The 906-nt window shown below is 62.5% G+C and carries 1 protein-coding gene; it reads right to left on the bottom strand.

Annotated elements, in window-relative coordinates:
- Positions 1-172 precede the first annotated feature (172 nt).
- Positions 173-904: an IS21-like element helper ATPase IstB gene (gene istB / locus OC446_RS30515; protein WP_262032609.1), complete on the bottom strand. Its 732-nt coding sequence runs from the start codon at positions 902-904 to the stop codon at positions 173-175.
- Positions 905-906: the final 2 nt, after the last annotated feature.

The raw sequence follows: 906 nt of genomic DNA, 5'->3' as shown, positions 1-906 counted from the left end.
ATCCATCTGAGCCATGATGGTGAAGCAAGCAGGTGGTCACTTGCTGTTTAACTGCGCATCTCGCGGATCGTGAGCAGCTGTTTCACGCGATGGTGAGCGCTCATTTCATCTGATCGTGAGCAGGTATTTCACGCGCTCATGAGCGGTCGCCTCGGCCGACGTGGTGATGGAGTCAGGAGTTTCGGCTGCCGTCAAGAGGACGGGCTCTGGCGTTCTGCTTTCTCATGCTTTCTCCGGTGAGTTGAAGGCGATGGGCGTTGTGAACAAGACGATCCAAAATGGCATCTCCAAGAGTGGGATCCCCAATCAGGTCATGCCATGTGTCCACGGGAACCTGGCTCGTGACGATGGTCGATGAGCGGCCGTGACGATCGTCGAGGATTTCCAGGAGATCGCGCCGCTCGGACCCGGTGAGCACGGATAAGCCCCAGTCATCCAGGATCAACACCTGCACGCGGCCGAGCGTCTTGAGCAGGCGGCCATAGCGGCCATCGCCCCGCGCGAGCGCCAGCGCCTCGAACAGGCGCGGCACACGGTGATAGAGCACCGAACGATTGTCCCGGCAGGCCTTGTGACCGAGGGCACAGGCGATCCAGCTCTTGCCGAGGCCAGCGGCCCCTGTAATCAGCACATTCTCGTGCCGGTCGATCCAGTCGCCGGCGACCAACCGGGCAAAGACCGCGCGATCGATGCCGCGCGGGGTTCGCCAGTCGACATCCTCGACGCAGGCATTCTGGCGCAGCGCCGCGAACTTGAGCCGCGCAGTAAGACGTTTGGTGTCGCGCTCGGCCGCCTCGCGGTCCACCAGCAGCCCGATGCGCTCCTCAAAGGACAAGGCGTCGAGATCGGGTGATCGTCGCTGCTCCTCGAAGGCTTTGGCCATGCCGGTCAGGCCAAGCGCGATCA

The organism is Microvirga sp. Mcv34 (genome assembly GCF_024519725.1).
GTDB lineage: Bacteria > Pseudomonadota > Alphaproteobacteria > Rhizobiales > Beijerinckiaceae > Microvirga.
Note: the sequence above shows the minus strand (reverse complement) of the source record. Positions and strands in the feature narration are given on the sequence as shown.